Source organism: Pseudomonas sp. YQ_6 (genome assembly GCF_043103245.1).
In the GTDB taxonomy this organism is placed as follows: Bacteria; Pseudomonadota; Gammaproteobacteria; order Pseudomonadales; family Pseudomonadaceae; genus Aquipseudomonas; species Aquipseudomonas alloputida.
In genome coordinates this window covers 15,164-40,398 of sequence record NZ_JBICJR010000059.1, presented here as the reverse complement: position 1 = coordinate 40,398, position 25,235 = coordinate 15,164, and the positions used below count along the sequence as shown (strand labels likewise).

The 25,235-nt window shown below is 62.1% G+C and carries 24 protein-coding genes and 1 pseudogene; 11 read left to right on the top strand and 14 right to left on the bottom strand.

The features are described 5' to 3' along the window. Window positions 1-1,372 (top strand): annotated as a pseudogene (locus ACF8FG_RS20560) (hypothetical protein); the annotation flags it as partial. Window positions 1,373-1,376: 4 nt separating this feature from the next. Then, complete coding sequence (locus ACF8FG_RS20555; RefSeq protein WP_392519166.1) at window positions 1,377-2,255, top strand: DUF6708 domain-containing protein; 879 nt, start codon at window positions 1,377-1,379, stop codon at window positions 2,253-2,255. A 209-nt stretch (window positions 2,256-2,464) separates the two neighbouring features. Here ACF8FG_RS20555 and ACF8FG_RS20550 read toward each other — a convergent pair whose 3' ends face one another. Together ACF8FG_RS20550 and ACF8FG_RS20545 are read right to left on the bottom strand one after the other, a co-directional pair. Then, complete coding sequence (locus tag ACF8FG_RS20550) at window positions 2,465-4,651, bottom strand: OsmC domain/YcaO domain-containing protein (RefSeq protein WP_014590666.1); 2,187 nt, start codon at window positions 4,649-4,651, stop codon at window positions 2,465-2,467. Further along, on the bottom strand, window positions 4,585-4,830 hold the full coding sequence (locus ACF8FG_RS20545; RefSeq protein WP_392519165.1) for a hypothetical protein: 246 nt from the start codon (window positions 4,828-4,830) through the stop codon (window positions 4,585-4,587). The genes ACF8FG_RS20550 and ACF8FG_RS20545 overlap by 67 nt, the downstream gene beginning before the upstream one ends. Before the next feature lie 91 nt (window positions 4,831-4,921). On the opposite strand from ACF8FG_RS20545, the gene ACF8FG_RS20540 reads away from it, so the two are divergent. Genes ACF8FG_RS20540 through ACF8FG_RS20530 form a run of 3 tightly spaced genes read left to right on the top strand, consistent with a single transcriptional unit; the run spans window position 4,922 to window position 8,991 of the window. Beyond that, the gene (locus ACF8FG_RS20540) at window positions 4,922-5,377 is read left to right on the top strand and encodes a (2Fe-2S)-binding protein (RefSeq protein ID WP_003256023.1); all 456 of its coding nucleotides are present in this window, start codon (window positions 4,922-4,924) and stop codon (window positions 5,375-5,377) included. Beyond that, window positions 5,377-7,629 (top strand): molybdopterin cofactor-binding domain-containing protein, encoded by a 2,253-nt coding sequence (locus tag ACF8FG_RS20535; protein ID WP_014590664.1) that lies wholly within the window; start codon window positions 5,377-5,379, stop codon window positions 7,627-7,629. Before ACF8FG_RS20540 ends, ACF8FG_RS20535 begins: the two co-directional genes overlap by 1 nt. Window positions 7,630-7,647: 18 nt before the next feature. Then, window positions 7,648-8,991: a cytochrome c gene (locus ACF8FG_RS20530; protein WP_318081870.1), complete on the top strand. Its 1,344-nt coding sequence runs from the start codon at window positions 7,648-7,650 to the stop codon at window positions 8,989-8,991. A gap of 68 nt (window positions 8,992-9,059) precedes the next feature. Here the strand turns inward: ACF8FG_RS20530 and ACF8FG_RS20525 are convergent, their stop codons facing one another. The 4 genes from ACF8FG_RS20525 to ACF8FG_RS20510 all read right to left on the bottom strand — a co-directional run bounded on the left by ACF8FG_RS20525 (window position 9,060) and on the right by ACF8FG_RS20510 (window position 11,273). After that, window positions 9,060-9,848 (bottom strand): ABC transporter substrate-binding protein, encoded by a 789-nt coding sequence (locus ACF8FG_RS20525; RefSeq protein WP_014590662.1) that lies wholly within the window; start codon window positions 9,846-9,848, stop codon window positions 9,060-9,062. A 207-nt stretch (window positions 9,849-10,055) separates the two neighbouring features. Beyond that, complete coding sequence (locus ACF8FG_RS20520; RefSeq protein WP_014590661.1) at window positions 10,056-10,697, bottom strand: LysE family translocator; 642 nt, start codon at window positions 10,695-10,697, stop codon at window positions 10,056-10,058. A gap of 49 nt (window positions 10,698-10,746) precedes the next feature. Next, window positions 10,747-10,947 (bottom strand): DUF1289 domain-containing protein, encoded by a 201-nt coding sequence (locus ACF8FG_RS20515; RefSeq protein ID WP_014590660.1) that lies wholly within the window; start codon window positions 10,945-10,947, stop codon window positions 10,747-10,749. A gap of 8 nt (window positions 10,948-10,955) precedes the next feature. Beyond that, entirely contained in the window at window positions 10,956-11,273 is a 318-nt protein-coding gene (locus ACF8FG_RS20510; RefSeq protein WP_004577480.1) for a hypothetical protein, read from the bottom strand. A 314-nt stretch (window positions 11,274-11,587) separates the two neighbouring features. Here ACF8FG_RS20510 and ACF8FG_RS20505 point away from each other — a divergent pair, with 314 nt between their 5' ends. Continuing rightward, complete coding sequence (locus tag ACF8FG_RS20505) at window positions 11,588-13,333, top strand: BCCT family transporter (RefSeq protein WP_014590659.1); 1,746 nt, start codon at window positions 11,588-11,590, stop codon at window positions 13,331-13,333. Window positions 13,334-13,413: 80 nt separating this feature from the next. Here the strand turns inward: ACF8FG_RS20505 and ACF8FG_RS20500 are convergent, their stop codons facing one another. Next, window positions 13,414-13,893: a VOC family protein gene (locus ACF8FG_RS20500; protein ID WP_014590658.1), complete on the bottom strand. Its 480-nt coding sequence runs from the start codon at window positions 13,891-13,893 to the stop codon at window positions 13,414-13,416. 196 nt (window positions 13,894-14,089) lie between these two features. On the opposite strand from ACF8FG_RS20500, the gene ACF8FG_RS20495 reads away from it, so the two are divergent. Then, window positions 14,090-14,740 (top strand): TIGR04211 family SH3 domain-containing protein, encoded by a 651-nt coding sequence (locus ACF8FG_RS20495; protein WP_014590657.1) that lies wholly within the window; start codon window positions 14,090-14,092, stop codon window positions 14,738-14,740. 66 nt (window positions 14,741-14,806) lie between these two features. On the opposite strand, the gene ACF8FG_RS20490 is transcribed toward ACF8FG_RS20495, so the two are convergent. Continuing rightward, entirely contained in the window at window positions 14,807-15,685 is an 879-nt protein-coding gene (locus ACF8FG_RS20490) for a LysR family transcriptional regulator (RefSeq protein ID WP_070383798.1), read from the bottom strand. Window positions 15,686-15,841: 156 nt separating this feature from the next. Between ACF8FG_RS20490 and argC the strand changes: the two genes are divergently transcribed. Together argC and ACF8FG_RS20480 are read left to right on the top strand one after the other, a co-directional pair. Continuing rightward, on the top strand, window positions 15,842-16,783 hold the full coding sequence (gene argC, locus ACF8FG_RS20485; protein WP_014590655.1) for an N-acetyl-gamma-glutamyl-phosphate reductase: 942 nt from the start codon (window positions 15,842-15,844) through the stop codon (window positions 16,781-16,783). 76 nt (window positions 16,784-16,859) lie between these two features. Next, window positions 16,860-17,546, top strand: coding sequence for a GNAT family N-acetyltransferase (locus ACF8FG_RS20480; RefSeq protein WP_014590654.1), 687 nt, complete (start codon window positions 16,860-16,862; stop codon window positions 17,544-17,546). A gap of 111 nt (window positions 17,547-17,657) precedes the next feature. On the opposite strand, the gene ACF8FG_RS20475 is transcribed toward ACF8FG_RS20480, so the two are convergent. The 5 genes from ACF8FG_RS20475 to ACF8FG_RS20455 form a co-directional block, all read right to left on the bottom strand. Beyond that, on the bottom strand, window positions 17,658-18,413 hold the full coding sequence (locus ACF8FG_RS20475; protein ID WP_014590653.1) for an ABC transporter permease: 756 nt from the start codon (window positions 18,411-18,413) through the stop codon (window positions 17,658-17,660). Beyond that, window positions 18,413-19,618: an ABC transporter substrate-binding protein gene (locus ACF8FG_RS20470; protein WP_041166950.1), complete on the bottom strand. Its 1,206-nt coding sequence runs from the start codon at window positions 19,616-19,618 to the stop codon at window positions 18,413-18,415. The genes ACF8FG_RS20475 and ACF8FG_RS20470 overlap by 1 nt, the downstream gene beginning before the upstream one ends. Further along, entirely contained in the window at window positions 19,605-20,426 is an 822-nt protein-coding gene (locus ACF8FG_RS20465; protein ID WP_134698268.1) for an ABC transporter ATP-binding protein, read from the bottom strand. The genes ACF8FG_RS20470 and ACF8FG_RS20465 overlap by 14 nt, the downstream gene beginning before the upstream one ends. After that, on the bottom strand, window positions 20,423-21,487 hold the full coding sequence (locus tag ACF8FG_RS20460) for an acyl-CoA dehydrogenase family protein (protein ID WP_053867897.1): 1,065 nt from the start codon (window positions 21,485-21,487) through the stop codon (window positions 20,423-20,425). Before ACF8FG_RS20460 ends, ACF8FG_RS20465 begins: the two co-directional genes overlap by 4 nt. 99 nt (window positions 21,488-21,586) lie before the next feature. Next, window positions 21,587-22,147, bottom strand: coding sequence for a carboxymuconolactone decarboxylase family protein (locus ACF8FG_RS20455; RefSeq protein WP_014590649.1), 561 nt, complete (start codon window positions 22,145-22,147; stop codon window positions 21,587-21,589). A 102-nt stretch (window positions 22,148-22,249) separates the two neighbouring features. Between ACF8FG_RS20455 and ACF8FG_RS20450 the strand changes: the two genes are divergently transcribed. Further along, complete coding sequence (locus ACF8FG_RS20450) at window positions 22,250-23,161, top strand: AraC family transcriptional regulator (protein WP_014590648.1); 912 nt, start codon at window positions 22,250-22,252, stop codon at window positions 23,159-23,161. A gap of 46 nt (window positions 23,162-23,207) precedes the next feature. Here ACF8FG_RS20450 and ACF8FG_RS20445 read toward each other — a convergent pair whose 3' ends face one another. After that, window positions 23,208-23,747, bottom strand: a complete 540-nt coding sequence (locus ACF8FG_RS20445; protein WP_014590647.1) for an Rrf2 family transcriptional regulator — start codon at window positions 23,745-23,747, stop codon at window positions 23,208-23,210. 193 nt (window positions 23,748-23,940) lie between these two features. Here ACF8FG_RS20445 and ACF8FG_RS20440 point away from each other — a divergent pair, with 193 nt between their 5' ends. After that, a complete protein-coding gene (locus tag ACF8FG_RS20440; protein ID WP_004577488.1) occupies window positions 23,941-25,143 on the top strand; it encodes an NAD(P)/FAD-dependent oxidoreductase in 1,203 nt (400 codons plus the stop codon). The last annotated feature ends 92 nt before the right edge of the window (window positions 25,144-25,235 follow it).

Below are 25,235 nucleotides of genomic sequence, written 5' to 3'. Positions count from 1 at the left end.
CCATGGCCTGCGCCAGCAAGTGTTGCTGGCAGCGCGTGAGGCCAATGCCGAGAAAGCACTGGGGTTGTTGGCGGCACGCTATCGAATCACCGAGCAGGCCATTACGGAAAATCCCTTTAGCCAGGAGGTGCAGCGGTATTTGAAGAGCGGCATGGCGCAGGTTGAAGAGATGAAAGCGTTGCGCATCTCGGGTAGCCGCACGGTGTCTATCGAGCTGACCATTACTGCGCGTGTGAAACCCAACTTCCTTGGGTTGCTCACCTCCGGCGGTGGTGGTGGTTTAAACGCGGGGATGCTGTGGTTCAACATCTTATCGCTCAAGACGGCTTACAACAGCCTGCAAAAGAGCGATGCACCGGAATACACCCTGGGGTTCGCTTCATCTGTGTTCGGGGTGATTGGTGCAGCGGCGGCAACGTTGGTCAGCGTGCGGGCGACGCAAAAGGCCATGATGTTGAAGTGGATCTCAACGGCGCCAGGCATGGCCTTTGGTAACGGCATCATCAACTTTCTGACGAGTAATCTTTTCGCGCGGGCATCAGGCTACCCGGCGATAATAATGGGGTTTTCCTCAGATATTTTTAAGGCAATACGTCAATGGCAGAACGGCAATCTTATTTCAGGCTTATATACAGCGGCTGCCAGCGCGACTACTGCTTTAGGTTCGATTCTTGTTCTAGAAGGAAGCCTTGCCATCGCAGGCACGACAGTCCTCATTCCCTTTGCAGGCTGGACAGCAGCTGGAATCGCCTTGATCGGAGCAACTTTGATCGGTGGAGGTCTATTCCTCTACTCAAAAGCTCACTCCCGCCTTCACAGCCCTTTAGAATTATGGGCCAGCAGAAGCATCTTCGGAACAAGGGAAAACGATGGAGAAATACGGGAGAATATAAAGTTAGACTTTGATAAAAAATTGCCACCCTTTCGCCACATCCACGAAGAAATCAAGTCATGGCAGATTGAATTTTTCTCACCGAAAGCATTGTTGGCACCGTACTCTGAGCAGCTCGGCTTAGGCGCCCTAACGACACATTTGGATATAAATAACAAATGGCCAACACCTGACTGGGCAACAATTATCCATACCCAGGTCACTAAACAAAACGCAACACTCGAGCTAACTATACTTTTACCAGAATTCGTAGTAGGTCAAAGCGAATGGTCAGGGAGTTTAGTGAGCCAGAATCTCGACAGGCAGACAACCCCACTCCAAATAACCCCTGACTGCCATATCACCCAAGCAGGTTTATTACTTCATTACAAAACTGATGCTAGACAAATCAGGTCTGCCACGCTAACGATTAATTACTATGCCAACCAAGGACTGGATGACGACACTCCTTCTACTACCACTATTCATCTGGAACGCTAAACCTATGGCGACTATCTGGCTTTTTACTCAAGCCCACAATTCAGGATTCAAGCCAAAAATTTCCGGACAACTTATCCAAACAACCAGTTCACACTTATGCCTGCGCAACCCTTGGGTGTCCGACTCTGTATTCATGGGAAAAATCTACACTGCCATGTTTCTATTTACCTGGATATTATCATGTTACAATCTCATTAATGAAAATATAGACTACTCAATCAACGGCGGCGACATTTTCGTTGCCATCCTGATCTCACTCCCCTTTATTTTTACCCCATTCTTAGCCTACAGAATACTTTTCATAAAAAACTTATCGAACATATATTTAAATCGACACACAAAGAAAATCTACTATAAGCGATTCAAAAAACTCATAATATTTGACTGGAGCCAAGTCGCAGGCGGTCTTTTCAGTCGCACAGAATTCAGTGGTTCCTCCTTCACTACCAGCTATGCCCTCGCCTTCGCCCCCCGCCGCGAAGACGGCAGCCTGCATCAAAAAGACTGCCTCTGGGTCGACAGCAACGAACCCACCGAACCCGGCGTCAAGCATGTCGCCGAAGTGTGGGAATACCTGCGCCACTTCATGGACCACGGCCCGGACAAACTCCCCCCGCCCGGTGAACCCAACTGGTGGCACAAGCCACTGCACGCCATCTGCCTGACCCCGGCAGAAGCCTGGCGCCACTATGCCCCCTGGCGAACCGGCGAGCCCGGTGAAATGCAGGGCAAAAAGAACTGGCAATTGCCGTTCTGGGCGGTGCTGTTCCCCTACAACCTGACCGTCGCTCTCTGTTGGTACTGTGTCTGCAAGCTTTTCAATGTCCGTGCAGCGCCACCACCGGCGGAGGCTTTCGAAGTTGGGCCTGCTAAGCCCGAATAGTCACCACCTGAAGTGGATAGGAAGAGAACGCTACGCCCCTGGATGGCAACGCGGCAAGACAGAATGAGGATGGCGCCCAGATCAAAGGGCTGTAGGACGGCTCCTGACTTATCGCAGGCAAGCCAGCGTCCACAGGTTCGGCACAAATCTCAAGAGCGGTGCAATACCTGTGGCGCTGGCTTGCCGGCGGTGATTGGGCGCAGCGCCTGTCAGGCGAACTTGGCCCGGGCCGCGTGCAGTTTCTTGTAGCTGTCGATCAGGCGCAGGTGGCGATCAAGGCCTTCGAGCTTCATGCTGGTCGGGGTCAGGCCATGGAAGCGCACACTGCCGTCCAACGAGCCCAATACCGCGTCCATGCGCGCATTGCCGAACATACGGCGGAAGTTGGCTTCGTAGTCATCCATCTCCAGTTCGTCATCCAACTGCACTTCCAGCACCACGTTCAGCGCCTGGTAGAACAGGCCGCGGTCTACGGTGTTGTCGTTGAACTGCAAGAATGCCTCGACCAGTTCCTTGGCATCCTCGAAACGCTGCACCGCGAGGCAGATCAGCAACTTCAGTTCGAGAATGGTCAGTTGGCCCCACACTGTGTTTTCGTCGAACTCCACACCGATCAGCGTGGTGATGGTGGTGTAGTCATCCACATCGCAGTTGTCCAGGCGCTTGAGCAGCAGCTTCAGCGAGCGGCTGTCGAGGCTGTGCAGGTTGAGGATGTCGGCACGGAACGACAAGGCGCGGTTGGTGTTGTCCCAGATCAGGTCCTCGACCGGGTAGATTTCCGAGTAGCCTGGCACCAGGATACGGCACGCGGTGGCACCAAGGTTGTCGTACACCGCCATGTACACTTCCTTGCCCAGGTCTTCCAGGATGCCGAACAGCGTCGCGGCCTCCTGCTGGTTGGAGTCCTCGCCGTGCCCGGAGAAGTCCCACTCGACGAATTCGAAGTCGGCCTTGGCGCTGAAGAAGCGCCACGACACCACGCCGCTAGAGTCGATGAAATGCTCGACGAAGTTGTTCGGCTCGGTCAGCGCATGGCTTTCGAAGGTGGGTTGCGGCAGGTCGTTCAGGCCTTCGAAGCTGCGACCCTGCAGCAGTTCGGTGAGGCTGCGCTCCAGCGCCACTTCCAGGCTCGGATGGGCACCGAACGAGGCAAACACGCCACCCGTGCGCGGGTTCATCAAGGTCACGCACATGACCGGGAACTCGCCCCCCAGCGACGCATCCTTGACCAGCACCGGGAAGCCTTGCTCTTCCAGGCCCTGGATGCCAGCGAGGATCGCTGGGTATTTGGCCAGCACCTCTTGCGGCACGTCCGGCAGGCACAACTCGCCCTCGAGGATTTCGCGCTTCACCGCGCGCTCGAAAATTTCCGACAGGCACTGCACCTGCGCCTCGGCCAAGGTGTTGCCCGCGCTCATGCCATTGCTGAGGAACAGGTTTTCGATCAGGTTGGACGGAAAGTACACCACCTGCTGGTCGGACTGGCGCACGAACGGCAGCGAACAGATGCCCCGCGCCGTGTTACCGGAGTTGGTGTCATACAGGTGCGAACCACGCAGCTCCCCGTCAGGGTTGTATATCGCCAGGCAGTGCTCATCGAGGATCTCGGCCGGCAGCGCGTCGCGCGGGCCCGGCTTGAACCACTGTTCGTTCGGGTAGTGCACGAACGGGGCGTTGGCCAGGTCCTCGCCCCAGAACTGGTCGTTGTAGAAGAAGTTGCAGTTGAGGCGCTCGATGAACTCGCCCAGCGCCGAGGCCAGCGCAGCCTCCTTGGTGGCCCCTTTACCGTTGGTAAAGCACATCGGCGACTGCGCATCGCGTACGTGCAGCGACCAGACGTTAGGGACAATGTTGCGCCACGAGGCGATCTCGATCTTCATCCCCAGCCCGGCGAGGATGCCCGACATGTTGGCAATGGTCTGCTCCAGCGGCAGGTCCTTGCCGGGGATATAGGTGCTGGTGTCCGACACCGGCATCAGCAACCCCTGGGCATCGGCATCGAGGTTGTCGACCACTTCGATCACGAACTCAGGGCCGGTCTGCACCACCTTTTTTACCGTGCAGCGGTCGATGGAGCGCAGGATGCCTTGACGGTCCTTGTCGGAGATGTCTTCGGGCAGTTCGACCTGGATCTTGAAGATCTGGTTGTAGCGGTTTTCCGGATCGACGATGTTGTTCTGCGACAGGCGGATGTTTTCGGTGGGAATATCGCGGGTCTGGCAGTAGAGCTTGACGAAGTAAGCCGCGCACAAGGCCGAAGACGCCAGGAAATAGTCGAACGGGCCTGGGGCCGAACCATCGCCTTTGTAGCGGATAGGTTGGTCGGCGATCACCGTGAAGTCATCGAATTTGGCTTCGAGACGGAGATTGTCGAGAAAATTGACCTTGATTTCCATGCGGGATTACCGTGATTTAAGCGTGCAAAACGAAATTGGCCGGCATTATCCGGGTTTTCGTTGCGCAAGTCCTGTTCAACGCCGACCGCAGGCTTGATTTTTCGAAGCTGGCTTGCGTATTCCGCCGGATTACTTGCCTGATCCTCTGAAGCCACCTCCGCCACCAGACCAGCGGTCATCCTCCTGTGCTAGCGTTTCTGCACCGGGGGACAACGTATTCCCCATGCAGAAAAAACACAGCGACAACAACCGTGACGGGCAGGTGAAACCATGGAACTACGCATCAACCAGAAGACCTATCAGGTCGAGGCGGACGCCGACACGCCCCTGCTGTGGGTAATCCGCGATGACTTGGGGCTGACCGGCACCAAGTATGGCTGCGGCTTGGCCCAATGCGGCGCCTGTTCGGTGCTGGTGGACGGCAATGTCGTGCGCGCCTGCGTCACCCCGGTGGCCGGTGTGGTGGGGCGTGAGGTCACCACCATCGAGGCGATCGAGGCCGACCCAGTCGGCAAACGGGTGGTCGCCGCCTGGGTCGAGCACCAGGTGGCTCAATGCGGCTATTGCCAGTCCGGCCAGGTCATGGCAGCCACGGCGCTGCTCAAGCACACACCCAAACCCAGCGATGCGCAGATCGATGCAGCCATGGTCAACCTGTGCCGCTGCGGCACCTACAACGCCATCCATGCCGCCGTGCATGACCTGGCCCAGGGGGAGCAGGCCTGATGAACACGCCAGTCGATACACCTGCCGAACTGCTCAGGCTGCAGCGGGGCGAAACGATCAATCTTTCACGCCGGCGCTTTCTTGCCGGCACCGCAGTCGGTGCCCTGGTGCTAGGTTTCGGCTTACCCATGGGCCCGGCCCGCGTGCAGGCAGCCGCCGCTGCGGCAACTGCGGAACGAGGCACCCAGGTGCCTGCATTTCTGGAGATTCGCCCGGACGGTACGGTGCGCCTGCTGAGTCCGTTCATGGAAGGCGGGCAAGGCCCGTTCACCGCCATGGCGCAGATTGTGGGTGAAGAACTGGATGTCGACCCGGCCCATTTCGTGGTCGATAGCGCACCACCGGGCGAAGCCTACGTGGTGATGGAGAACGGCATGCGCATCACCGGGGGCAGCATGTCGGTGCGCATGAGCTACCCGACCATGCGCCGTCTGGGCGCGCTCGCCCGGGGCATGCTGCTGCAGGCGGGCGCCGAACACTTGGGTGTACCGGTCGATGAGCTTTCTACTACACCGGGTAACGTAGTACATACCACGACCGGACGTTCCGTACCCTACGGTGAGCTGGCCGGTCGCGCCATGGACCTGCCGGTGCCCGACCCGGCCAGCGTCAAGCTGCGTGACCCCAGCCAGTTTCGCTGGATTGGAAAGCCCGTACGCCGCCTGGATGCCTACGACAAGTCCACCGGCAAGGCCCAGTACTGCATCGACATCAAAGTCGACGGCATGCTCCACGCTGCCGTGCAGCATGCACCGCGCCTGGGCATGACAGTTGGCAGCCTGCGCAACGAAGACCAGGTCAAGGCCATGAAAGGCGTACATTCTGTGCATCAGTTGCCAGGCGCCGTGGCTGTGGTCGCCGAGCGCTGGTGGCACGCCAAGCGTGCAGTGGAGGCGATGCAGGTAGACTGGAAAGAACCGGCCGCCGACAGCAAAGTGCGCCCGATGCCGGCCGATTTTTCCAGCGACGCCTGGCGCGAACACCTCGCGACGGTGCAAGGGCCGTCCCGTGATGAAGAGAACGAAGGGGATATTGCCGGCGCCTTGGCCAACGCCAAGACCCAGGTCGAGGCCAGCTACCACAACCAGTACCTGAACCATGCCCAGCTGGAGCCACCGTCCGCCCTCGCCCGCTTCAACCCAGACGGCAGCCTCGACGTCTGGCTGCCCAACCAGGCCCCGGACATGTTCCGTGACGACATTGCCAGACGCACCGGGCTGGAGCCTGCACAAATCAACCTGCACTCGCCGCTGCTGGGCGGCTTCTTTGGCCGCCACTTCCTGTACGACTCTGCCAACCCCTACCCGCAGGCCATTGCCCTGGCCAAAGCGGTTGGCCGGCCGGTGAAGCTTATCTGGAGCCGCGAGGAGGAGTTTTTGCGCGATGTACTGCGCCCCGTCGCAGTGGTGAAGTTCCGCGCCGGGCTGGACGCAGACGGTATGCCAGTGGCGCTCGAAGCGGTAAGCGCCACCGAGGGCCCAACCGAAGCCCTTGCTGGAAAACAAGGGGAGAAGATCGACCCGACCGCGCTTGAGGGGCTGTCAGGCAAGTCCTACGCCATCGCCAACAAGCGCATCGCCCAGATCTATGTCAAAGGCCCGGCCATGCTCGGTTACTGGCGCTCGGTAGGTAACTCGCTGAACGACTTCTTCTACGAATCATTCCTGGACGAACTGGCTGACAAAGGCGGCAAGGACCCGTTTGAACTGCGCCTGCACCTGCTGCGCGACAACCCGAGACTGACCAACCTGCTGAACGCAGTGGCCGACTTGTCCGGGGGCTGGAAGCGCGGACCGTTCACCGCCGAGGACGGCAGCAAGCGCGCACGCGGCGTGGCCATGGCCTCACCGTTCGGCTCGGAGGCTGCGGTCATTGCAGAGGTTTCCATAGACAACGGCCAGGTCAGGGTGCACGACATCTGGCAAGCCATCGACCCGGGCAGCATCGTCAACCCGGCGATCATCGAGCATCAGGTTAACGGCGCCGTCGCCCTGGGCCTGTCGCAGACGCTGGTGGAAGAAGCGGTGTACGTGGATGGCAAGCCGCGCGCACGCAATTATGACCTGTACCCGATCCTGCCGCCTTCGCGCATGGCGCGGGTACATGTGCGCATCATCGAAAGCGGGGCGAAGATGGGCGGCATCGGCGAACCACCGCTGCCCGCCGTGGCCCCGGCGGTGGCCAATGCGGTCGCGCAGCTCACTGGCCAGCGCGTGCGCAGTTTGCCATTGAGCCGCCACACCTTCAGCTGATCGCACAAGGGACGCCTCATGACCCATCGTTTCGCAAGAACCGCTGGCTGGCTGGCGCTGCCGTGCCTGGTCGCGGCGGGCCTGCTGGCCTGGTATGTCACCCGTGAACCCGCATCGCCGTTTGCCGACGCACAGGCCACTGCTGCCGACCCGGCGCTGGTCAGCCGCGGCGAATACGTAGCCCGGCTCAGTGATTGCGTGGCCTGCCATAGCCTGCCGGATGGCAAACCGTTCGCCGGCGGGTTGGAAATGGCCACCCCGCTGGGGGCGATCCACGCCACCAACATCACCCCCGACCGCGACAGCGGCATCGGTAACTACACCCTGGCCGACTTCGAACGCGCCGTGCGCCAGGGTGTCGCGCCTGGTGGCCGACGGCTGTACCCGGCCATGCCTTACCCGTCCTACGCCAAGCTCAGCGATGATGATGTCAAGGCGCTGTATGCGTTCTTCATGCACGGCGTGCAACCGGCGCGGCAGGCCAACCTGGCCAGCGACATCCCCTGGCCGCTGAACCTGCGCTGGCCCATCGCCTTGTGGAACGGCCTGTTCGCCGCCACCACGCCTTACACCGACAAGGCCGGGGAGGATGCACAGTGGAACCGTGGCGCCTATATCGTCCAGGGCCCCGGACACTGCGGCAGTTGCCATACGCCACGTGGCCTGGCCTTCAATGAAAAGGCGCTGGATGACAGCGGCAAGCCGTTCCTGTCCGGCGCACTGCTCGACGGCTGGTATGCACCCAGTCTGCGCGCCGACCACAACACCGGGCTGGGGCGCTGGAGCGAGGCAGAGATCGCGCAGTTTCTGAAGACCGGACGCAACCGGCATGCAGTGGTATATGGTTCGATGACCGAGGCGTTCAACAACTCCACGCAATTCATGCGTGACGACGACCTGGCTGCCATCGCCCACTACCTGAAGTCGCTGCCCGGCGACCCTCAACGTGACGGCGCACCATGGCAATACCAGGCCGAATCGCTAGCGACACGGCTGGACAGCCCAGGAGCGCGCACCTACGTGACACGCTGTGCGTCATGCCACGGCCTGGACGGCAAGGGCCAGGCCGAATGGATGCCGCCCTTGGCCGGGGCGACCTCGGCACTGGCCAAGGAGGACGCCTCGGCAATCAATATCACGCTCAATGGTTCGCAGCGAGTGGTGGCTGCAGGGGTGCCGGATGCCTATCGCATGCCGGCTTTGCGCGAACAGTTGAGTGATCAGGAGATTGCCGACGTGCTCAGCTTTGTGCGTACGGCCTGGGGCAACCAAGGGGGGGCGGTGGATGCGCAGGCGGTAGGCAAGCTGCGTGGGCATACCGACCCGGCCAGCAGCAGCCCCATCATCTTGCATATGCGTTGAATTGGAGTGGCACATGTACCGACGCGAGGCTGCGCCCACAAAAACCGCGCAGCGCATGAGCCACTCTGTCACTGCCACCGCTCCAGATTCTGTTTCAACCACTGCTCGGGCAAGGCCCCACCAACGATCTTCGCCATCTCCCGCGCCAGCGCCTCACGCAGCAGTGGCCGGTTGCAAGGCGACTCTTGTGAGATTGCCAGGTACAACCCTTCGCTGGAAACCGGTGGCTGCAATACCTGCACAGCGGCAGCGATGCCCAATGTGCGCGCCAGCGCCATGCCAGGATACTGCTCGTACACCACGTAATCGCTGCGCTTGTGCATCAGCTTTTCGAACGCCTGCCTGGCAGTGGGCACCGCCTCGAGGGTGAGATTGGCCTGAGCGTATTCATCGAACTGTTGGCCGTGGCTGTTGTTGACCAGAGTGCCACCCTTGCGGCCTTTGAGGTCGGCCCATTGCTGGTAGGCAAAGGCATTGTCCTGGCGCACCCAGATGACGCTGGGTGTGCGCAAAAACGGCGGGGCGATGAAGTCCACATGCTGTCGGCGCGCTTCGGTCAGGAAATACCCGGCCATCAAGTCGATCCGCCCGGTGCGCACTTCTTCCTGGGCTCGCGACCACGGCCCGGCGTAAACCACCTCTATGTCCATCCCCAACTGCTTGCCCAGGTATTTGAGCAGGTCGGCATTGGCACCGATCAGTCGTTGAGGGTTCAGCGGGTCGCGCCACAGGTACGGGGGGTATTCCGGGTTGCCTGTGGCGGTCAACTGTAGGCATCCATCATCCGCTGTGGCAGCCAGGGGCAGCAGTGACAGGCACATCAGGAGCAAGACGTGGCGAAAGCAACGCTCGATCATCTACGACCCTCGGCACATGAAACACCCGGCGATCCGGCGTAGTGGCCAAAGGCTGCCACCTGCCGTGGTCACCTGCAGCTATCATCTGCGCGCTGTAGACAGTCTGGACCATCAGCAACCCGCAGACGAGCCTTTCATCGTCCCGTTGATAAATCTGCCGAAGGACAGACAGTGAGCGCCTGCACGGCCGGCGACAAACTGGGCTTTTCAGGCACCCTGCCGTCGCATCGCCAGGATCGCCGCGCCAAAACCGATAAAGGTGGTGCCCACCACCCGGTTCACCCAGCGCGACAGCGATGGCCGGGTCAGCACCCCCTTGGCCCGCGCAGCCAGGGCGGCATACGCGCTCAGTGAAGTGAGTGACAAGGCCACGAAGATCCCGGTCAAGGTCAGGAACTGCGGCAATAGCGCAGCCCCTTGGTCGATGAACTGCGGGAACAGTGCTGTAAAGAACATGGTCGCCTTCGGGTTGGTCACTGCAGTCAGAAAAGCCGATTTGAACAGTTTCAGCGGCGTAGGCCGCACCTTGGCCGCACACTCTGCGGCACCCTGCTCCAGCATCGGGCTCTTCTTCAGCAGTTGTCGCGCACCCAGGTAGAACAGATAGCCCGCCCCCAGGATCTTCACGGCGTTGAACAGTATCTCAGAACTGGCCAGCAGTGCGCCTAGCCCCAGCATGGCCGCTGCCGACAGACAGAACAGACCCGTGCCATTGCCCAGCGACGACCAGATCGCACTGCGCTGGCCATGAGCAAGGCTGTTGTTGATAGCCATCAAGGTGGCAGGGCCGGGGCTGGCGATCGCGATGGCGGCGACCAGGGTAAACGCGAACAGCGAGTGAGAATCCATTTCAGGCTCGTCAGACAGTCAGGAAAGGCTGCGTCAATTGCACGCAGGTTCAGCCGGCATTCTGCCGCTTGGCCACCTTTTTGGCGATAGCCTTCATTCGCGTCGCCGCACGCTGCACAGTGGCCATTTTCTCGGGCCTCTTCATGCCCCGCCACTTGCGGATTTCGTCACGGGTACGGCCGCAGCTCACGCACAGTTCGCTGTTGAGCTGGCATAACGAGACGCAGGGGTTGTCGATGTCTTTGGCCATGCCACTACTCAGCCAGGCAGTTCTGCCCGCGCACGTTCGCCAGCACTGTGGAAGACCTGGCGCACTTCCTCGGCCTTGACCTTGGTTACCGACCTGGCCACCAGCAACTCTTCGACCACGCGCAAGCCCTGCTCCAGGGCTGTTGCCAGTTGCTCGGCGTCGGAGGCGTCAGCGATATCACCCAGATAAGGAGCGATGAGATACACGTAACGGTCCTGCAGCTTGAGCGCTTCCAGCGCGTCGAGGGCTTTCTGGAACCGATCGGCAGCGGCAGGGCTCATGCTCAATTTATCGAAATGAATCAGGCTCACACGGTCAGTGGCCATTATGACGAATCTCCGTTTCCTGGTGCGGCCAGGCCCGCAAGCAGCAGCGCTTCTACGATGCTCGTATGTGCGGTCCCGGGTTATGCCTATCAGGGTACCAGAAGCCGAGACAGAAAGGGCCATTGCCCCCAGAACTAAAAGTATTTGCCAAGTCGCGCAATGGACGCCCCATGGCGTTATGGGGACATGAGCCGTTATCTGCTGCGCAGGATAATCCCGCCAGCAATCCACCCCGCCGAGGCCGTCATCGCGCTCGGCAGCCCACACAACAAGCCTGCGCGTTCAGGCAATACACAAATGGGGCCTCATCATACATGGCAAAGGAACACATCCCCGAAACACTCGATCTTGGCGTCACAGACCCCTCGAAAACCGCAGAAGCCCGCCAGGATCGGCATTTCGAGGGCAAGCTTGACTGGATCGTCTTTGGTTTCACCAGCCTCCTGACCATCGCCTTCGTGCTCTGGGGCTTCCTCAACCAGGCCAGCCTGGCCAGCAGCGCCTCCAGCGCGCAATCCTGGGTCATTCTCAATTTCGGCTGGTTCTTCGTGCTCACCTCCTCCCTCTTCGTGGTGTTCGTGCTGTGGCTGGCCGCCAGCCGTTACGGGCGGGTGCCGCTGGGCCGCGATGGCGAACAGCCAGAGTTCCGCACGGTGTCCTGGGTAGCGATGATGTTCAGCGCCGGCATGGGCATCGGCCTGATGTTCTTCGGCGTGGCCGAGCCGCTGTCGCACTACATATCGCCGCCGCCCGGCTCGGCCAGCGGGCAGACCAGCGAAGCGATGCAGGTGGCGATGGCCACCACCTTGTTCCACTGGACCCTGCACCCTTGGGCCATGTACGCCATCGTCGGCCTGGTAATTGCCTACGGCACCTTCCGCCGTGGCCGCTCGCAGCTGATTTCCGCCGCCTTCCGGCCGTTGATCGGCAAGCACGCAAACGGCCCCCTCGGCCGCCTTATCGACATGATGGCGATCTTCGCCACGCTGTTCGGCTCGGCCGCCTCGCTGGGCCTTGGGGCGCTGCAGATTGCCGGCGGCCTGGAATACAACGGCTGGATCGAAAGCCCCGGTAAACTGTTCTACATCTCGATCATCACCCTGCTGACCATTGCCTTCGTGACCTCGGCGGTGTCAGGCATCGGCAAGGGTATCCAGTGGCTGTCCAACACCAACATGGTGCTGGCACTGGTGCTGGCGGTGTTCGTGTTCATGGTCGGGCCGACGCTGCTGATGCTCAATCTGTTGCCGACCTCGCTCGGCATCTACATCAAGATGCTGCCGGAAATGATGGCCCGCACCAACGCCAGCGGCGGCGAGCAGATGAACAGCTGGCTGGCCGGCTGGACCGTGTTCTACTGGGCCTGGTGGATCTCCTGGACGCCTTTCGTGGGCATGTTCATCGCCCGCATCAGCCGCGGTCGCACCATTCGCCAGTTCGTTACCGGGGTGCTGTTGGTGCCAAGCCTGGTCAGCCTGGTGTGGTTCACCATCTTCGGTGGCGCCGCCATCGAGGCCGTGCGCGAGGGCGCCTTCCAGCTGGCCAACGGTGCGGTCAACAGCAACCACGCACTGTACCAGTTGCTGGACAGCTACCCGCTGGCCTCGGCCACCTCGGTGCTGGTGATGATCCTGGTGGGCATCTTTTTTGTTTCGGGTGCCGACGCCGCCTCGCTGGTGATGGGCACGCTGTCGGAACACGGCACCACCGCTCCATCGCGACGCACAGTGATTTTCTGGGGGACGCTGACCGGTACGGTGGCGGCCATCATGCTGGCGATCGGCGACCCAGGTAACCCTGGCGAAGCGCTGACCGGGTTGCAGAACCTGACCATCGTCGTGGCCTTGCCATTCGTGGTGGTGATGGTGCTGCTATGCCTGGCGCTGTACCGCGACCTGCGCAAGGACCCGATGATGCTGCGCCACCTGCGCGGCAACGAGCTGATCGAGAAGGCCGTACTGTATGGCGCGGTGAAGCATGGGGAGGAGTTCTACATTGTGGTGCAGGAGAAGAAGGCGTCGGCCAAGACAGCGGCAGAGGCCGAAGTAACCAGCAACTGACGGCGACAACCCGAAAACCACGGGCTGCCACGCAGCCCGTTCGCGATGCGAGACCGCGCCTGCTGAAACACAGACCCGCTTCAACCTTTCAACGCCGCCGCTATCTTGGCCACATCAATCTTGCCCATCTGCATCATGGCCTCGAACGCACGCTTGGCCGCCGCACGGTCGGGGTGGCCGATGGCTTCGATGAGGATGCGTGGAGTGATCTGCCACGAAATCCCCCATTTGTCCTTGCACCAGCCGCAAACGCTGGCCTCGCCGTCGTTGCCGACAATGGCATCCCACAAGCGGTCGGTCTCTGCCTGGTCCGCGGTACTGACCTGGAACGAAAATGCCTCACAGTGCTTGAAGGCCGAGCCACCATTGAGCCCCACGCAAGGGATACCCATTACCGTGAATTCCACGGTGATCACATCGCCCTGCTTGCCTGAAGGGTAATCGGCGGGTGCCTGGTGCACAGCGACCACCCGGCTATCGGGGAAAGTTCGGGCATAGAAGTTCGCCGCCTCTTCGGCATCGTGGTCGTACCACAGGCAGATGGTATTCTTGGCAGTCATGGTCTTGCTCCAAGATCGAAGGTGAGCCTTGAGTCTAGCCCCATAGCCCCGGCGTACCGGTTCTGCAGACATTTCCGACATCAGGTAGTGAACCTGCCGACAAAAAAACGGTCTTTCGCTGACGGTCAACTCACCGACCGGTTCATCGGCCCAGTCACCGGGCCTACTTTTTGTCCTGTTTCAGTGAAGACCCAACATGCCCGATTCCCGCCCCAATCCTTCCGCCCTCCCTGCCCTGCGCATCGGCCTGATTGCCGCCTTGGTGAGTCTTGTCGCACCCGTGCACGCCGAAGAGCCTGCCAGCGATGCACGCTGGGTCAGTGACAGCCTGAGCACCTACGTGCGCAGCGGCCCGACCGACGGGCACCGCATTGTCGGCACGCTCAAGTCCGGGCAGAAGCTGACCCTGCTCGGCAGCCAAGGCAACTACAGCCAGGTGCGCGGGCAGAACGGCGATGTGGTGTGGATCCTCAGCAACGACCTGCAGACAGTACCCGGGCAGAACGAGCGCCTGCCATTGCTCGATGCCCAGGTCGCCGAACTGACCGGGCAGTTGAAGACCATCGACGACAGCTGGAAGAACCGCGTACAGGGCATGCAGGAAACGCTTGATTCGCGCAAGCAGCTGATTGACGAGCTGGAGGCGCGCAACAAGGCACTGAACGAGCAGCTCGATCAGAGCCAGTCGGACCTGCGCGATACCCAGGCCCGCCTGGGGGATGAGAACAAGCAGGTGATGATGCGCTACATGGTGTATGGCGGCAGCATTGCCGGTGCAGGCTTGCTGGCGGGGCTGATCCTGCCGGCACTGACCCGTGGGCGCAAGAAGAACGATCGCTGGTTCTGAGTTCGGCAAGGCGTCGGGGCTGGAACGTGTAGGCCTGCCACAGGTCTTGCCGCAGCGGAACCGCCCCTACCGCAACCGTTCCAGCGCCTCCAGCACATACCCCGTGGCCCGCTCCACCTGCCCTTCCCGACACGCAATACCCAACTGCCGCCACAACCCCGGCCGCAGCGGTCGGCGGGCAATGCGCCGGTCCAGTTCGGTCGCCTCCCCCTCCTGCGGCAACAATGTCGCCCCGTACCCGGCGCCGACCAGGCTCTTGATCGCATCGTTGTAGTTCAGCTCGATCCGCGGTTCGGGGTACAACCCCGCCGCTGCAAACCACTCGCCGGTAACCCGCGACAGCTGGGTGGTGCTGTCGTTCAGGATCAACGCCCGTTGCGCCAGCCACGCCGGGGTGATCCTGGCCGGTGGCTGCCAGTCGGCCGGCACATACGCCAGGATCGGGTCGCGCCGCCAGGGGGTGACCGTCAGCCCTTTGCCGGCCACCTGCGGCAAGGCCACAAGGCCGATATCCAGTGTGCCCTCACGCAAGCGCGCGAGCGACGCCCGGGAGGTCAGCACCTGGACCTGCACATCGATCCCCGGGTGCTCCACACGCAGGCGTGCCAGCGCCTGTGGCAGCAAATGGGCGATGGCACCGGTGGAGGCGCCCAGGCGCACACGCCCGGTCAACCCTGCGACCTGTCGGCGTACTTCGTCCAGCGCCAGGTCAGCGTCCGCCAGCAGGCGCCGGGCACGCCCCAGCAGTGTTTCACCGATGACGGTAGGCCGCACCTGGCCGCGGGTGCGGGTGAGCAACGGGGCGCCGATACGCGCCTCCAACTCGGCCACGTGCAAGCTGATGGTGGGCGGCGCCAGGTTAAGCTGGCGGGCGGCCTCGGCAAAGGAGCCCAGGTCGGTGATGACCACCAATGTGCGGAGGCGGTCGAGGCTGATTTCGCGCATTGTTCAGAGCCGGCCCTTTTGCGAGTAAACCCACAGGTTCACCACGCGTTTCAAAACTCATTCAGAAAACCTGAATGTATCGATCATCATATTCAAATTTTCATTACCAACGCTACGGGCGAGCATAGGCTATCTTTCCCCAACCGGACCCCGAGCATGCACACCCCTGTTGTTTTCATCGACGGCGACCAAGGCACCACAGGCCTGCAGATCCATGCCCGCCTGCAGGGCCGTAGCGATCTTCGCCTGCTGACCCTCCCCGAGGCCGAGCGCAAGGACCCGCAACGCCGCTGCGAAGCGATCAACAGCGCCGACATCGCCCTGCTGTGCCTGCCCGACGACGCCGCCCGCGAGGCCGTGGCCGCAATCCACAACCCACGGGTGCGGGTGATCGACGCCAGCTCGGCGCACCGCACCACACCAGGCTGGGTGTATGGCCTGCCGGAGCTTGACGAACAGCAAGCCGAGCGCATCGCGCAAAGCACGCGTGTCAGCAATCCCGGCTGCTATCCCACCGGCGCCATCGCGCTGCTGCACCCACTGGTCAAGGCTGGCTTGCTGCCTGCAGACTACCCCCTGAACATTCACGCCGTGTCTGGCTACTCCGGCGGTGGTCGCGCGGCGGTCGAGCGGCACGAACAGCCCGGCGCCGCCAAAGCGCCTGCGCTACAGCTGTATGGCCTGGAGCTGGCGCACAAGCACGTACCGGAGATCCAGCAGCACGCGGGGTTGTCGGCGCGGCCGATGTTCATGCCCGGCTATGGCGCCTACCGCCAAGGCATCGTGCTGAGCATTCCGCTGCAGCTTCGCCTGCTGCCTGGACAGGTCAGCGCCGAGCAGCTGCAAGGCTGCCTGGAACAGCATTACCAGGGTGCCCGCCATGTTCAGGTGATGCCTCTGCATCAGGGCCGCGCTGCGGCAAACCTCGACCCCGAGGCATTGAACGGCAGCAATGACCTGCGCCTGGCGCTGTACGCCAACCCCGAGCATGGCCAGGTACTGCTCACCGCAGTGTTCGACAACCTGGGCAAAGGTGCCTCTGGTGCTGCCGTGCAAAACCTCGACCTGATGCTCGGTGCCTTACAGGCACACGGCTGATACGGCAAAACCGGTTAGACTGTACAACCCGCGCCAACACAGCGCGGGTCGTATTCTCATCCGCCGGAGCCCCCAGATGTTCATCCTGAGCCGCCTCGACAGCGTGCCGCCCGAATCTTTCCAGAACCAGATCCGCGAGCTGGTCATTCACAATGTCGGCGAATTGAGCAGTGTCGCCATCGCCGTCGACAACCCGCTGTACCCGCTGTACCAGTACGGCGTTGGCATGGAAGTCCACCAGTACCTGCAAGCGCTGGACGGCACCCGCGGTCTGGCCGTGGCGCTTACCCTGGCGCTGGATGCCGAAGCACCGGACCAGTTGCTGGGCTTTGCGCTGTCGCTGCCAGCCCAGGACGATGGGCAGGCCTGTGCATTGGCCTTTCTGGCCGTGTGCGCCAGCCATCGCCGCCAGGGCATCGCCCGTGCTCTGCTGGGCGACCTGCGCTCACGCCATGCCTGCGTAGAGCTGAACGCCTTTGCCAACCAGGTGCCGTGGTTCGAGGCGATGGGCATGCAAGTGGTGGCCGCCAACGGCCCGCAGGTGCTGATGAGCAGTACCGGCCACCCCAGTGATGCGCTGATCGGGCGTCTGGACATTGCGCCGATTTATCAGACGGCTGAAGTGCTGCAGATTCACACCTATCTCCTTAACCAGCAGGGTGAGGATGCAATGATCGAAGCGGAGCAGATGCGCGATGAGCGGCTGGATGAGCTGACCGCTCAGGCCCAGGAATGTGTGCGCCAGCGCAAGACCGTGCATTGATCCGATGGCCTGTTCGCGGGCTTGCCCGCTCCCACAGAAAAACCGTAAGGCCCAAGGCCGGTGATGCACCTGTGGGAGCGGGCGAGCCCGCGAAGAAGCCCCATTGGCCTTTCAGCCATGCACCCAGCGCCGATGCAGCCCACGCGCCAGGGCATCCAGCACAAACCCCAGCACGCCAATCAGCAGCACCATGGCCATCAGTTCGGAATACGCCAGCCGGTCGCGGGTATCAAGAATGAAATACCCAAGCCCCGCACTCACCCCAAGCATTTCGCACGGCACCAGCACAATCCACAGAATACCGATGGCCAGGCGCACCCCCGTCAGCACGTGACCGATCACCCCCGGCACAATCACCTTGCACAAGGTTTCCCAGCGCGTTGCACTCAAGCTGCGGCTAAGTTGCAGCCAGCGCGGGTCCAGTTGACGCACCCCTGCCGCCGTATTCAGCAAGATCGGCCACAACGCGGCAAACGCCAGCAGGAAGTAGATTGGCTGGTCACCCACGCCCATCAGCATCACCACCACAGGCATCCACGACAATGGCGATATCATGCGTAGAAACTGGAATGCTGGCGTGGTCGCCGCCTCCAGGTGCCGGTAGCTGCCTACCAGCAAGCCCAGCGGCACACCCATCAGCAGCGCCAGCAGCAGCCCGACCAGGATGCGCTTGAGGCTGACCCAGATATGCCCATAGACCTCGCCCTGCCCCAGCAGCTCGACCAGGCTGGCCAGGGTTGCCGCCGGCGAAAAGCGCGCCGACAGGCCGTCGGCCTGGCCGAACATTGCCACACCGGCCCACCATAACAGCAACAAGGCCAGCAACCCGACCAGCCCAAGGCCGGCATGTACGACATGGGTGCGCATCAGACCGCAAACTCCTCACTACGCTCGAAGTTGTCGGCAATGCCGAACACCGACGGGCCACCCACTGTCGCGATGGCGCTACGCACGAAGCGATCGTCGACCAGGTCGCGGGCGGCATACGCCGGATCCAGCCCGGCAAGGAACGCATTGTCGCCTTCGATCAGGGTGGTTTTCAGGCGCTTGACCAGCTCTTCGGTGTAACTCGGGAACGGGTATGGCTGGAAGTCGATGCGCTTTTCGTCCCACTGCTGATGGCGAATGGCGCCACTGGCAATGTAGCCAGCACGGTCTTCGGCGGCGGGCGCCAGGACCTTGGTCAGCACCGCAGGCTCGTGCGGGGTGTACTTGTTGGGGCCCGCCCTGGACAGCAGTGCGGCGGCTTCGGTGCGATGGTCACGGGTCCATTGCTGGGCCTTGACGATGGCGTTGACCACTTTCTGCGACCACACCGGGCGGTTGTTCAGGTCATGCTCGTGCATGAACACCACGCAGCACGCATGGTTGCGCCATACATCGCCGGTAAAGCGCTGCACGCGGCCGACCTTGAGGTTCTCGGCCAGTGCGTTGAACGGCTCGGCCACGATGTAGCCGGCAATACGCTTGCTGGCCAGAGCGGGTGGCATGTCGGACGGTGGCAGCACCAGCAGGTTGACTTCGTTGGCGGCCAGTTGCGCATTGGCCGGCTTCGACACGGGCGTCAGGCCGTTGTCGTTGAGCAACTGTTGCAGTACCACATTGTGGATCGAGTACCAGAACGGAATGGCCACTGTCTTGCCACCAAGCTGTTTCACGTCGGATATATCCGGCGCAACAGTCAGGCCCGAACCGCCCACGTGGTTCCAGGCCACCACCTTGGCTGGCACCTTGCTGCCATAGCGCGCCCATACCGTCATCGGCGAAAGCAGGTGGATGACATTGACCTGGCCGGAAATGAATGCCTCGATCACCTGCGCCCAGCTGCGCAGCAGCACCGGGCGCTCGGCCTTGATGCCTTCGGCCTCGAACAGGCCGTTGTTATGTGCCACCAGCAGCGGCGTGGCATCGGTGATCGGCAGGTAGCCGATGCGCACCGGCGCGTCCGGCTCGGCAGCGGCACGCGCCTGCAAGCTCGACAGCAACGGCAATGCACCGGCAGCAGTGAGCATGGCGCCGAGCTTGAGGAAGTCACGACGCGAAGAAGAAGAACAGCAGTCATCCATGCACATGGACAGCCTCCGAGGGCAACGAGGTTGGGGTAGGTTCGACTGTGCGGCTTGCCCGCCGAAGGGTTTTGAGGATTTCGATACGCAAGGCACCCAGTTCTTCGACCCGCTGCGTCCGTGGTTGCGGCAGGTCGATGTGCCACTGGCCGAGGATGTGCGCTGGGTGGTTGCCCAGTAGCAGAACCCGGTCTGACAGCAGCAGGGCTTCGTCGATATCGTGAGTGATCAGCACGGCCGCGGTCTTGTGCGTGGCGATCAGTTGCAGCAGCAGTTGCTGCATGTCGGCGCGGGTCACCTCATCCAACGCACCGAAGGGTTCATCCAGCAGCAAGACTTCGGGCTGGCGTGCCAGGCAGCGGGCCAGCGCGGTGCGCTGGGCCATGCCGCCAGACAACTGCGCCGGGTACTGGCCACGCGCGTGGGCCAGGCCCACAGCCGCAATCGCATGGTCGATGCGTGCACGGCGTTCGGCATCCGCCAGCTTGGGCTGACGGGCGAAGTCCAGGCCGAAGGCGACGTTTTTCTCCAGGCTCAGCCATGGCAGCAGGCTGGGATCCTGAAAGGCCACCGCCAGACGCGGGTGCGGCCCCTGCAGCGGCTGGCTGTGCAAGCTCACGCTACCGCCGCCAGGCTGCTGCAAGCCTGCCAGCACCCGCAGCAAGCTGGACTTGCCCACACCACTGGGGCCAAGGATGCTCACGACTTCACCTGGCGCCAGCTGCAGGTCGAACTGCGCCAGCACCTGCTGCCAACCACCCTCACGCGGGTAGCCCAAGCGAATGTCACGGGCCTCCAGCAACACCGCGCTCATGCAACGCCCGCCTGGCGTTGCAGTTCGGCGCGCAATTGCACCAGGCTGGGCGTGACGATCGGCACGAAGGCCGACTCCCGCCAGCGGCGGGCAAACCCTTCGCCGTATTCGCTGAGGTAAGCCTTGCCGCCACTGGCCTGCAATTCCAGTTGTACCGCGTCGGCAGCACTTTCAGCCAGGATGATGCGCAGCTTGAACAAGGCCGCCGGCTGCTGCTGGAAGCGACCTTCGAGCAAGCCCTGCTTGAGTTCGCTGACGGTGTTTTCCAGGCGTTCGCTAAGCACCTGACGGGCTTCGTCGAGGAACGAGGCTCGGCCATGCAGGTGCGCCTGAACCTCTTCAAGCGCTCGTCGCGCCAGGCCAATGGCCATGCCACATTGCAGCGCCAGGAATGCCGGGCGTACCCGTGGCAGGAATTCGCGTGCATTTTCATGCAGCAGCCAGTCGCGCGCCAGCGGCACCTGGTGAAAAGCCAGTGCTGCCGTGTTGCTCGACTGCAGGCCCATCAGTTGTAGATCATCAGAACGCTCAAGGCCTTGAGCGTTGGAAGGAATGGCCAGCACAAACGGCGCGCCGCCGGCTTCATCCTCGATGGCCGCCGCCACCACGAAGCCGCTTTTACGCAAGTTGGTCACCCAGTGCAGTCGCCCTTCCAGGTGCCAGCCATCGGCTGTCGGGCGGCCACGCACCTGCAGCGCTTCGATACCGGACAGGAACTTCATGGCGTTGGACAGCCCGGTGGCACCGGCCAATTCACCGGTCAACAGGCGCGGCAGCAGGCGCTCACGCAGGGGCTGGTTGGGGCTGTGCAGCAGGTATTCGATGAAAGCACGCTGGCCCCAGCAGACGAAAGCCGCAGCCAATGAGCGGCTGGCAATGGCGGCGATGGCCTCGACCGCGTCGGTCACCTGCCCGCCCGTACCGCCCAGCGCTGGGTCGACCCCCGTGCGCAGCAGCTGCGATTCTGCGATCTGGACCAGCACCTGCTGCGGTTCGCACAGGCCCCGATCAATGGCCTCGGCATTGGCATCCAGCCAGTGTCGAAATGCACACTCTTGCATGGTCTTGCTCCTTTGATAACGCCGGGGCCGCTCTGCGGCCCGTTCGCGGCACAAGGCCGCTCCTACAACGGCCAGGTAATGGCCATTATCACAGGTGGACTACGCAGAAGGCTGCCAGCGGTATTTGCCAAGCTCTTCGTTGAGTGGCGTCTGGGCGAAAACATTAGCAAAGTTGCACAGGGTTGCGAGGCTTACACCCAGAATCACCTCCAAGGCGTTGCCTTCACTGAAGCCGGCTTCACGGAAGGCCTGGTAGGTGGCTTCGCTGACATTGCCACGGGTGGCGATCACTTCGCGGGCAAAGGCGGCCAGGGTTTCGTAGCGAGCGTTCGGGAGTTCACCACGGGCACGCAGAGCATCGACCACATCCTGCGGCAGCTTGGCCTTGTTCAGCGCGACGGCCGTATGGCCGGCCACGCAAAAGTCGCAGCCATGCTGGGTGGCTGCGATCAGTTGCACCACTTCACGCTCGGCCAGGCCAAGCTCGGACTTGCCATTGAGTGCCGAAACGGTCACGTAGGTTTCCAGGGCCGCCGGCGCGTTGGCCAGCACGCCGAGCAGGTTGGGGATGAAGCCGGAATTCTTCTGGGCATTATCAAGAAACGGCCGTGCCGCTTCCGGGGCGCTCTGCAGCGTGTGTAAAGTAATGCGCGCGGACATGCAGTGATCTCCTTTGATGAGTGTCACTACAGTCTGTTGGTTATAAGAACTACCCTCCATATTCGTCAGTCGCCTTTCCTTGTTCCTGAGTCTTTGTATTAGATGATTTCGTCCAGCCACCTTGTCGATTGGTTATTAGAGGGCCTGGAGCTCGATGCCAGCCTGTTTCATGTCGGGCGCTATTGCGGTGGCTGGCATGCCAGCACCCAGGGCATGGGCCGCGCCAGCTTCCACCTGTTGGTGCAAGGGCATTGCTGGCTGCACATTGACGGCCAGCCGCAACCGGTGCGCCTGGAGAAGGGAGATGCCGTATTCCTGTTGCACGACCTTGCCTATCGCTTGTCCAGCGATCAGGACCCGGTCGACGCCTGTGCCCAACCGCGCCAGGCCATGCAGGCGCTGGATAGCGAAGCCAGCGACGGCGTCGGACTGGTTTGCGGCTTCTTCCATTTCCAGTCCGGCCTGTCTTCACTGATTGTCGAAGGCCTGGCCGACTGGATCCTGCTGCGCGCCGAAGACCCCGCCGGCAGTGCGGCACGGGCGCTGTTCGAGCTCATTCTGGAAGAATGCCGGCGGGCCGCCGGCCCGTCGCAGGCGTTGCTGGAGCGCCTGACGCACCTGTTGTTCCTGTACGTGCTGCGCCAGCAGGTCATTGCCGGGCAGTCACTGGGCGGGCTTGTCGCCCTCGCTCGCCAGCCAGCGTTTACCGGGCTGCTGGAGCAGTTGATCGAACAACCGGGGCAAGCCTGGACGCTGGAGAGCATGGCCGCCTGCACCGGCTTATCGCGGTCTGCGTTTTTCAAGCGCTTCAACGAACTGGCGGGGCAATCGCCAGGGCAGGTGCTGCTGGCACTGCGCATGCGCCATGCCAGCCAGTTGCTGCGGGCGGGTAATACCGTGGAGCAAGTGGGTGCGCAGGTGGGGTATCAGTCGGTGGCGGCGTTTACCCGGGCGTTTGCCAAGGCCGTGGGGGTGCAGCCTGGGGCCTATCGGCGCCAGCACGAAGGGCGCTGATCGGCGTACTTCGCTACTCGCGCAAAGGCCGGTTCGGGCAACCCCTTCACACCTGGTCTACCGGAATATCCCCAGCCCCCTTGGCCTCCCGCCGCTCACCCATCCAGGCATCGACCTGCTGGCCAAATTCAGCCGGGGCCTTGCGCCCGAAGCGCATGGCCAGGTCCAGCACAGTCTGCTGTGCCAATGACTCTTCCATGCGCTTCTGCGCCCCCAGCATCACTGCGTGGATCGCACAGGTACCCTCGGTCGCCCAACGCGGCGGCGAGCCGTCGAACAAGGTGCAACGCTCGCGCACCTCGCGGCAATCGAAGATCTTCTTTGGTCCATCAATGGCATTGACGATATCCAGCACGCTGATCTGCGCCGCCGGCCGCGCCAGGCGGAAGCCGCCGCGCACGCCTTCGGTGGCCGCCACCAGCCCGGCACGGGCCAGCTTGGTAAAGACCTTGGCCAGGTATTCCTGCGGCACACCTTGCAACTCGGCCAGGTCGCGCACGCTGGAATCACGAGTTTCACCGCGCTCGTCGACTAAAAACAACAGGCAATGGATACCGTATTCCACGCCAGCACTGTAAAGCGACATTCAAATCTCCGACCGATTTTGTCGTACATGTTACGCCGATGCCCCGACACTGACAAAACAAGGCGTCAAAAGGTAGCTCCACCGCAAAGGGAAAAACCCTTGCCGAAGATAACTACGACCGATATAGTCGTAGTTACTCGAAGGCCATACAGCTGGCCCTCGATGCCCTCTTCGAACCTTGCGGAGCACCTTCATGAAATCCAACATCCTGATCATCGGTGCCGGCTTTGCCGGTGTCTGGAGCGCCCTGAGCGCTGCCCGCCTACTCGACCAGGCGCAACGTGCCGACCTCAGCATCAGCGTGCTGGCGCCACAGCCGGAACTGCGCATTCGTCCGCGCTTTTACGAGGCCGACGTGCATGGCATGAAGGCGCCTCTGGGTGATCTGTTCGAGGCTGTGGGCATTCACTTCTTCCCGGGCAACGCCGACAGCATCGACACCGAAGGTCGCAGCGTCAGCTATACCGATACCCACGGCCAGCCACAGCGCATCGCCTACGACCGCCTGATCCTGGCCGCAGGCAGCCAGGTTGCCCGCCCGGCAGTACCAGGCCTGGCGGAACATGCGTTCGATGTCGACCAGATGGAATCGGCCATGCGCCTGGAGCAGCATCTGGTCGATCTGGCCGCCCTGCCCGCTTCGCCAACTCGCAATACCGTAGTGGTGTGCGGCGGCGGCTTCACCGGCATCGAGACCGCAACCGAAATGCCTACTCGCCTGCGCTCGATCCTCGGGGCCGACGCGGCATTGCGGGTAGTGGTGGTCGACCGTGGTGCGCAAGTGGGGGCGGCATTGGGTGAAGGGATCACACCGTCGATTGTTGCCGCGTGTGAACAGGCCGGGGTCGAATGGCTGGCCGGCGCTTCGGTGGTGGCTGTCGATGCTGCGGGAGTCACCCTGGACAACGGCGAGCATATCGCCAGCAACACGGTAATCTGGACCGTTGGCGTCAAGGCCAGCCCGTTGACGGCGCACGTTGCCGGCGAGCGCGATACCTTCGGCCGGCTGAAAGTGGATGGCCATTTGAAAGTGCTGGGCCAGGAGCACGTTTATGCCACCGGCGACACCGCCTGGGCTGCGGTGGATGACCTGGGCAACCATGCCCTGATGACGTGCCAGCACGCCATCCCCATGGGCCGCCACGCCGGCAACAACGCCGCCGCCGACCTGCTCGGCCTGCAGCCGGTGCTGTATCGCCAGCCCAAATACGTCACCTGCCTGGACCTGGGCGACTGGGGCGCCGCCTTCAGCGAAGGCTGGGAGCGCGAACTGAAGCTGCACGGCCAGGAAGGCAAGGCCCTCAAGCGCCAGATCAACTCGGTATGGATTTATCCGCCAGCGGCTGACCGCGCCTTGGCGCTGGCCGCGGCGGACCCAATGATCGCTATCGTTTAACGGCATTTTTCCTGACAAAACCGTCAACAATTGGCGGTTTTGTCAGTCTTGGCCGTTACATTGAATGGCTGTTCAATAATGATGGCCATATG

Excerpts from the sequence above, each read along its gene's own strand:
- ACF8FG_RS20555 (WP_392519166.1), top strand. The coding sequence starts at position 1,377 with ATGGCGACTATCTGGCTTTTTACTCAAGCCCACAATTCAGGATTCAAG.
- ACF8FG_RS20550 (WP_014590666.1), bottom strand. The coding sequence starts at position 4,651 with ATGGAAATCAAGGTCAATTTTCTCGACAATCTCCGTCTCGAAGCCAAA.
- ACF8FG_RS20545 (WP_392519165.1), bottom strand. The coding sequence starts at position 4,830 with ATGACCGCTGGTCTGGTGGCGGAGGTGGCTTCAGAGGATCAGGCAAGT.
- ACF8FG_RS20540 (WP_003256023.1), top strand. The coding sequence starts at position 4,922 with ATGGAACTACGCATCAACCAGAAGACCTATCAGGTCGAGGCGGACGCC.
- ACF8FG_RS20535 (WP_014590664.1), top strand. The coding sequence starts at position 5,377 with ATGAACACGCCAGTCGATACACCTGCCGAACTGCTCAGGCTGCAGCGG.
- ACF8FG_RS20530 (WP_318081870.1), top strand. The coding sequence starts at position 7,648 with ATGACCCATCGTTTCGCAAGAACCGCTGGCTGGCTGGCGCTGCCGTGC.
- ACF8FG_RS20525 (WP_014590662.1), bottom strand. The coding sequence starts at position 9,848 with ATGATCGAGCGTTGCTTTCGCCACGTCTTGCTCCTGATGTGCCTGTCA.
- ACF8FG_RS20520 (WP_014590661.1), bottom strand. The coding sequence starts at position 10,697 with ATGGATTCTCACTCGCTGTTCGCGTTTACCCTGGTCGCCGCCATCGCG.
- ACF8FG_RS20515 (WP_014590660.1), bottom strand. The coding sequence starts at position 10,947 with ATGGCCAAAGACATCGACAACCCCTGCGTCTCGTTATGCCAGCTCAAC.
- ACF8FG_RS20510 (WP_004577480.1), bottom strand. The coding sequence starts at position 11,273 with ATGGCCACTGACCGTGTGAGCCTGATTCATTTCGATAAATTGAGCATG.
- ACF8FG_RS20505 (WP_014590659.1), top strand. The coding sequence starts at position 11,588 with ATGGCAAAGGAACACATCCCCGAAACACTCGATCTTGGCGTCACAGAC.
- ACF8FG_RS20500 (WP_014590658.1), bottom strand. The coding sequence starts at position 13,893 with ATGACTGCCAAGAATACCATCTGCCTGTGGTACGACCACGATGCCGAA.
- ACF8FG_RS20495 (WP_014590657.1), top strand. The coding sequence starts at position 14,090 with ATGCCCGATTCCCGCCCCAATCCTTCCGCCCTCCCTGCCCTGCGCATC.
- ACF8FG_RS20490 (WP_070383798.1), bottom strand. The coding sequence starts at position 15,685 with ATGCGCGAAATCAGCCTCGACCGCCTCCGCACATTGGTGGTCATCACC.
- argC (WP_014590655.1), top strand. The coding sequence starts at position 15,842 with ATGCACACCCCTGTTGTTTTCATCGACGGCGACCAAGGCACCACAGGC.
- ACF8FG_RS20480 (WP_014590654.1), top strand. The coding sequence starts at position 16,860 with ATGTTCATCCTGAGCCGCCTCGACAGCGTGCCGCCCGAATCTTTCCAG.
- ACF8FG_RS20475 (WP_014590653.1), bottom strand. The coding sequence starts at position 18,413 with ATGCGCACCCATGTCGTACATGCCGGCCTTGGGCTGGTCGGGTTGCTG.
- ACF8FG_RS20470 (WP_041166950.1), bottom strand. The coding sequence starts at position 19,618 with ATGTGCATGGATGACTGCTGTTCTTCTTCTTCGCGTCGTGACTTCCTC.
- ACF8FG_RS20465 (WP_134698268.1), bottom strand. The coding sequence starts at position 20,426 with ATGAGCGCGGTGTTGCTGGAGGCCCGTGACATTCGCTTGGGCTACCCG.
- ACF8FG_RS20460 (WP_053867897.1), bottom strand. The coding sequence starts at position 21,487 with ATGCAAGAGTGTGCATTTCGACACTGGCTGGATGCCAATGCCGAGGCC.
- ACF8FG_RS20455 (WP_014590649.1), bottom strand. The coding sequence starts at position 22,147 with ATGTCCGCGCGCATTACTTTACACACGCTGCAGAGCGCCCCGGAAGCG.
- ACF8FG_RS20450 (WP_014590648.1), top strand. The coding sequence starts at position 22,250 with ATGATTTCGTCCAGCCACCTTGTCGATTGGTTATTAGAGGGCCTGGAG.
- ACF8FG_RS20445 (WP_014590647.1), bottom strand. The coding sequence starts at position 23,747 with ATGTCGCTTTACAGTGCTGGCGTGGAATACGGTATCCATTGCCTGTTG.
- ACF8FG_RS20440 (WP_004577488.1), top strand. The coding sequence starts at position 23,941 with ATGAAATCCAACATCCTGATCATCGGTGCCGGCTTTGCCGGTGTCTGG.